A 5,914-nucleotide genomic window follows, 5' to 3' on the forward strand; every position below is an offset into this window, starting at 1 on the left:
CATAAAATGCCCCCGCTCCCGTTGGGCGCGCGCGGCGCGAGTCGCCTCGGGCAAAGCCCGAGGCGAAACATCTCACTTGGCGCGGTCTCCGCCTGCGGAGGATCTGACCGCTTGGTCAGAGCGCGGTCTCGTCATGGCGATAGATCCAGTCGAACTGGCTCACCATTTTTTGCGGCGCCAGATTTCCGGCGGCGCGCAGGATCTGATGCGCGGGCCAGCTCAGGGGCGCGCGCAGATGGTACTTCCAGGCGTTCTTGTTGGCGGTCTCGACAACCCGCACCGCCCGTGCCCGGCGTCGGGCCTGATAGGCGCTCAGCGCTGTTGGCACATCTGCCGCTCGCTCCAGACACTCCACCAGCGCATAGGCGTCTTCCAGCGCCATATTCGCCCCCTGCGCCATGAAGGGCAGCGTCGGATGCGCCGCATCCCCCAGAAGCGCCACGCCATCGCCGCCCCAATGGGGCGCAACCGGGTGGCGGAACAACCCCCAGAGCTTGACCTCGCGCACCGCCCCCAACAGCTCGCCCGCCAGACCGCCAAAGCTGGCAAAGGCCTGGCGCAGGTTCTCCGGCTGATCGCTGTGGCTCCAGCTTTCCTCGGCCCAGAGCTTGCGTTCCTGCGCCGCCACCAGATTGACAAGCGAGCCATCCTTCAGCGGATAGGCCACCAGGTGCTGCCCCGGCCCCATAAAGACCTGCGCCTCGGCTGGCAGGGCGGATGTATTGGGCACAGTCGCACGCCAGGCCACCTGACCGGTGAACTTCGCCGCCGCAACCGGGTTCAGCGCGCCGCGCACCCGCGAATGTACCCCATCCGCGCCGATCACCAGATCCGCCGCGCAGCTCGCGCCATTGGCCAGATGCACCACCGGGCGCGATCCCGGCTCCACGCCGCTGACCCGCTGCAACAGCCGCACCTGCACCCCGGCCCGGCGCGCCGCATCGGCAAGCAGATTGATCAGATCGGCCCGATGCACGAAGTAATAGCGCAGATCATGGGCGTATTGATCCAGATCCAGCCGCAGCACCTCGCGCCCCGCCCGATGATGGCGCAGCACCACGGCACGGGCGCGCTGCGAACACCAGGCCAGATCATCCGCCAGCCCCATCGCCCGCAGCACCGCGACCCCATTGGGGGTGACCTGCAAGCCGGCGCCGACCTCGGAAATCTCCTCGGCCTGCTCCAGCACCGTCACCTGTGCCCCGCGCACCCGCAGCAGCTGCGCCACCGCAAGCCCGCCGATCCCGGCCCCGATCACTGTTATCCTGAAATCTTTGAAATCCATCTGCCCACAGTCTGCCGTCTTTGCACAAAGCTCATAACGAAAAAGCGCCGGAGCAAAAGCCCCGGCGCTTTAGAAAAGTGTGGACAGACTATGAATTTAGTCGTCGCGATGGACCTTTTCGCGGCGCTCGTGCCGTTCCTGGGCTTCCAGGCTCATGGTGGCGATCGGACGGGCATCGAGACGCTTCAGGGAAATCGGCTCACCGGTGACCTCGCAGTAGCCATATTCGCCCTCATCAATGCGGCGAATAGCGGCGTCGATCTTGCTCACCAGTTTACGCTGACGATCCCGTGTGCGCAGCTCCAGCGCCCGGTCGGTTTCCTCGCTGGCGCGATCTGCGACATCTGGGATATTGCGGGTGTTTTCCTGCAATCCTTCAATGGTGTCACGGCTTTCGTCCAGGAGTTCCGCTTTCCAATCCAATAACTTGCGGCGGAAATATTCCATCTGCCGTTCATTCATGAACGGCTCGTCTTCGGCCGGGCGATAGTCCTCCGGCAGAAACACGTCTTGCTTCATTTCGGCTCCTTCGGTCTGGCCCCTGGTCTTGGTTTGTTCGAATTTTCCAAGCATCAAAGCTCTCCCATGCCGCAGCGTTTAATCCCCTGCGCCGCGAATGTCACTACACAATAACGGTGCGCTGTGATTAAACCCGGCCCTATCAGATCATTTCGACAGTTTCAGGGCGCAACCAAGGGGAGAGTCATGCAATTTCAGGGGACTAAGGACTATGTTGCCACCGAAGACCTGAAAATCGCGGTCAATGCCGCCGTCACGCTGGAGCGTCCGCTGCTCGTCAAAGGCGAGCCCGGCACCGGCAAGACCGAGCTGGCCAAACAGGTCGCCGGCGCGCTTGGCCTGCGGATGATCGAGTGGAACGTCAAATCCACCACCCGCGCCCAGCAGGGGCTTTATGAATATGATGCGGTTTCGCGGCTGCGCGACAGCCAGCTTGGCGACGAGCGCGTGCATGACGTGCGCAACTACATCAAGAAGGGCAAGCTCTGGGACGCTTTTGAAGCCAGGGAAAAGGTCGTTCTGCTGATCGACGAGATCGACAAGGCGGATATCGAGTTCCCCAACGACCTCCTGCAAGAGCTCGACAAGATGGAGTTCCACGTCTACGAGACCGGCGAAACCATCAAGGCGGCGCAGCGGCCGGTGATCATCATCACCTCCAACAATGAAAAAGAACTACCCGACGCGTTTTTGCGCCGCTGTTTCTTTCACTACATCCGCTTTCCCGATGCCGAGACGATGAAAAAGATCGTCGAGGTGCATCACCCCAATATCAAGGCGGATCTGCTCTCTGCGGCGCTGACCCAATTCTACGAGATCCGCGAAACCCAGGGGTTGAAGAAGAAACCCTCCACCTCCGAGGTGATCGACTGGCTCAAGCTGCTGCTGGCCGAGGATCTGAGCCCCGAGGATCTCAAACGCGACGGTGCCAATGCGCTGCCGAAACTGCATGGGGCGCTGCTGAAGAACGAACAGGACGTGCATCTGTTTGAACGTCTCGCCTTTATGGCGCGGCGCGGCCGGTAAGGTCAGACCGCGCCCAACACCGGCCTGATCAGCCTGATCACAAGGCAAGAAGAGCGCAGCCGCGGATTAATTTTGGCGCGGCGGCGCGGCTTTGTCGAATTCTTGAGAGTTTCCTGCATCATAGGGCGGATGCGACCAGACAGGCCACAGCGAGTGATGCACGAGATCTTTGCCAGCGTTTTCGACCGATCCCCCCGTCAGCCCCCGCGCCGGGGCGCGCTGCATCTGGCGGCGATATTGGCGCTGACGCTCGCGGCCTGTAGCGACGGCAAGGCGCCCCCCTCCCGCGCCTCCTCGCAGATCGCCCAGCCCCTGCCGCCGATCCGCGCCTTTCCCACGCAACGCCCGACGCCGCCGCAGCGCTCCAACGCCGATATGGCGCGCGATTTTCTGGACCTGCATTTCCAGCTTGAGGGCGGCAGCCAATTGCCCGTCTTCACCCGTTTTGAAGGCCCCGTCACCCTCACCGTCCGGGGCCGCGCGCCGGCCACACTGACCCGCGATCTTCAGGCGCTGCTGCACCGGCTGCGCACGGAGGCCGGGCTGGATCTGCACCTGGTGCCTGACACCAGTCCGGCGCGCATCACCATTGAACCGGTCAGCCGCGCCCGCATTCAACGGGTGCTGCCACAGGCCGCCTGTTTCGTGGTACCCAACGTCAGCTCGCTGGAGGAATACCGCCGCAACCGCCGCGCCCCGCAAAGCGACTGGACCGCCCTGCGCCACCGCGAGCGGCTGGCGATCTTTGTGCCCGATGATGTCAGCCCGCAAGAGCTGCGCGATTGCCTGCACGAAGAACTGGCACAGGCGCTGGGGCCGCTCAATGATCTCTACCGGCTGCCGGATTCGATCTTCAACGACGACAATGTGCACAGCGTTCTGACCGGCTTTGACATGCTGATGCTGCGCGCGACCTATGATCCGGCGCTGCGCACCGGCATGAGCAGAGCCGAGGTCGCCGCGCGTCTCCCCGGCATTCTGGCGCGGCTCAACCCCAGGGGCGAGGCGCGCGCCTCCGCGCCGCTGCCCGCAACACCGCGCAGCTGGATCAGCGCGGTGGAAACCGCCCTCAGCGGCCATAGCTCCGAGGCCAGCAGCCGCCGCGCCGCGCATGAGGTCGCCCGCATTGCCCGCGCGCAGGGCTGGCAGGACCACCGCCGCGCCTTTGCCCATTTCCTGCTGGGGCGCGCCGAACAGGCCCGCGACCCCAGGCTGGCGGATGATCATTTCCGCACCGCCCTGCGCTATCTCGCCCCCGGCCCCGACAGCGCCGACATGCGCGCGCTGATCCAGGCCCGCCTTGCCGCCTATGCCCTGCGCGAGGGCCATCTGGCCGAGGTCGCGCCGCTCCTGGAGCAAGCCATTCCCGCCGCCCGGCGCGGCCAGAACGCCGCCCTGCTCTCCACCCTGCTGCTGCTCAAGGCGCGGCTGGCCGATATCGAGGGCAACCGCCAGGACGCCACCGCCCTGCGCGGCGAAAGCCTCGGCTGGGCGCTCTATGGTCTGGGCCTTGAGGCCAGCGGCATCGACCAGCTGCGCAAGACTGTCGCAGGCCGGGGCTGATCACGGCCTTTGCACCCGGACGCCAGCCGGGCTATACGGCAGCGCATGCCCTGAACCGGCCCCTGCGGCGCCCCGCGCACGCCCCGGCCCACGACCTGGAATAGACCCATATGATCGTTATCCTTGCTTTGTTCTTTGGCGCCGCCCTCGGGGCTTTCAAGGCCCGCAAACGTGGCGGCAATCTTGCTGATATGCTGCAATACGGGGCTGTCTATGGCATCATCTTTGGTATGCTGGGGATGTTTGCCACCATCGTCACCCACCGCATGCTGACCTGATCCGCCCTCGCGCACCGACCACCGGAGACCCCATGTTCCAGCCCTTCTTCGAGAACCTGCGCGCCGCCGCCGTGCCGGTGTCCCTGCGCGAATATCTCGCCTTTCTTGAGGGGCTGAAGGCCGGGCTCGCCACCTATGACGTGGAGGCGTTTTATTACCTCGCCCGCGCGGTGATGGTGAAGGACGAGCGCAACCTCGACAAATTCGACCGCGCCTTTGCCGCCACCTTTGAGGGTCTCGACCAGATCCCCGCCTCTGCGGTGATGGAGGCCGTCGATATCCCCGAGGAATGGCTGCGCAAGATGGCGGAAAAGCATCTGAGCGCCGAGGAACGCGCCGAGATCGAGGCCCTGGGCGGGTTTGACAAGCTGATGGAAACCCTGAAAGAGCGGCTGAAAGAGCAACAGGGCCGCCATCAGGGCGGCAACAAATGGATCGGCACCGCCGGCACCTCGCCCTTTGGCGCCTATGGCTACAACCCCGAAGGGGTGCGCATCGGCCAGCACGAAAGCCGCCACCAGCGCGCGGTCAAGGTCTGGGACAAGCGCGACTTCAGGAACCTGGACGGTGATGTCGAACTCGGCACCCGCAATATCAAGGTCGCGCTGAAACGCCTGCGCCGCTGGGTGCGCGAGGGCGCCGCCGAGGAGCTGGATCTCGACGGCACCATCCGCGCCACCGCCGAAAACGGCTATCTCGACGTCAAAACCCGCCCCGAGCGTCACAACGCCGCCAAGGTTCTGCTGTTTCTCGATGTAGGCGGGTCGATGGATCCGCATATCAAACTGGTGGAGGAGCTTTTTTCCGCCGCCCGCAGCGAGTTCAAGCATCTGGAGTATTTCTACTTCCACAATTGTCTCTATGAAGGCGTCTGGCGCGACAATGCACGCCGCTGGGATGCCCAGACGCCCACCCATGAGGTGCTCAGGACCTATGGGCCGGATTACAAATGCATCTTTGTCGGCGATGCCTCGATGAGCCCCTATGAGATCGCCTATCCCGGCGGCGCCAACGAGCATTGGAACCCGGAGGCCGGTCAAGTCTGGCTGGAGCGCGCCCGGGCGCAATGGGCCTCGCATCTCTGGATCAACCCGCTGGCAGAGGCGCGCTGGCCGCACACCCATTCGATCCAGATGATCCGCGAGATTTTCGAGGATCGCATGGTGCCGATGACCCTCGACGGGCTGGAACGCGGCATGCGCGAGCTGACCCACTGAGGGCAAGACAAACTAAGATATTGTAA

The 5,914-nt window shown here is 64.1% G+C and carries 6 protein-coding genes; 4 read left to right on the plus strand and 2 right to left on the minus strand.

Annotated features, from left to right (window positions below; all coding sequences use genetic code 11):
* Nucleotides 1-115: 115 nt before the first annotated feature.
* Nucleotides 116-1,285 carry an FAD-dependent monooxygenase gene (locus HCZ87_RS19310; RefSeq protein WP_167646518.1) on the minus strand — a complete coding sequence of 390 codons (1,170 nt, stop codon included), beginning with the start codon at nucleotides 1,283-1,285 and terminating at the stop codon, nucleotides 116-118.
* 96 nt (nucleotides 1,286-1,381) lie between these two features.
* The gene (gene dksA, locus HCZ87_RS19315; protein ID WP_167646520.1) at nucleotides 1,382-1,804 is read right to left on the minus strand and encodes an RNA polymerase-binding protein DksA; all 423 of its coding nucleotides are present in this window, start codon (nucleotides 1,802-1,804) and stop codon (nucleotides 1,382-1,384) included.
* 186 nt (nucleotides 1,805-1,990) lie between these two features.
* On the opposite strand from dksA, the gene HCZ87_RS19320 reads away from it, so the two are divergent.
* The 4 genes from HCZ87_RS19320 (at nucleotide 1,991) to HCZ87_RS19335 (ending at nucleotide 5,888) form a co-directional block, all read left to right on the plus strand.
* Nucleotides 1,991-2,830, plus strand: coding sequence for a MoxR family ATPase (locus HCZ87_RS19320; RefSeq protein WP_167646522.1), 840 nt, complete (start codon nucleotides 1,991-1,993; stop codon nucleotides 2,828-2,830).
* A 156-nt stretch (nucleotides 2,831-2,986) separates the two neighbouring features.
* Nucleotides 2,987-4,393: a DUF2927 domain-containing protein gene (locus HCZ87_RS19325; protein WP_167646524.1), complete on the plus strand. Its 1,407-nt coding sequence runs from the start codon at nucleotides 2,987-2,989 to the stop codon at nucleotides 4,391-4,393.
* Nucleotides 4,394-4,503: 110 nt separating this feature from the next.
* Nucleotides 4,504-4,671, plus strand: a complete 168-nt coding sequence (locus HCZ87_RS19330; protein ID WP_167646526.1) for a hypothetical protein — start codon at nucleotides 4,504-4,506, stop codon at nucleotides 4,669-4,671.
* Between the two features lie 32 nt (nucleotides 4,672-4,703).
* Complete coding sequence (locus HCZ87_RS19335) at nucleotides 4,704-5,888, plus strand: VWA domain-containing protein (protein WP_167646528.1); 1,185 nt, start codon at nucleotides 4,704-4,706, stop codon at nucleotides 5,886-5,888.
* The last annotated feature ends 26 nt before the right edge of the window (nucleotides 5,889-5,914 follow it).

Source organism: Phaeobacter sp. HF9A (genome assembly GCF_011806385.1).
GTDB lineage: Bacteria > Pseudomonadota > Alphaproteobacteria > Rhodobacterales > Rhodobacteraceae > Epibacterium.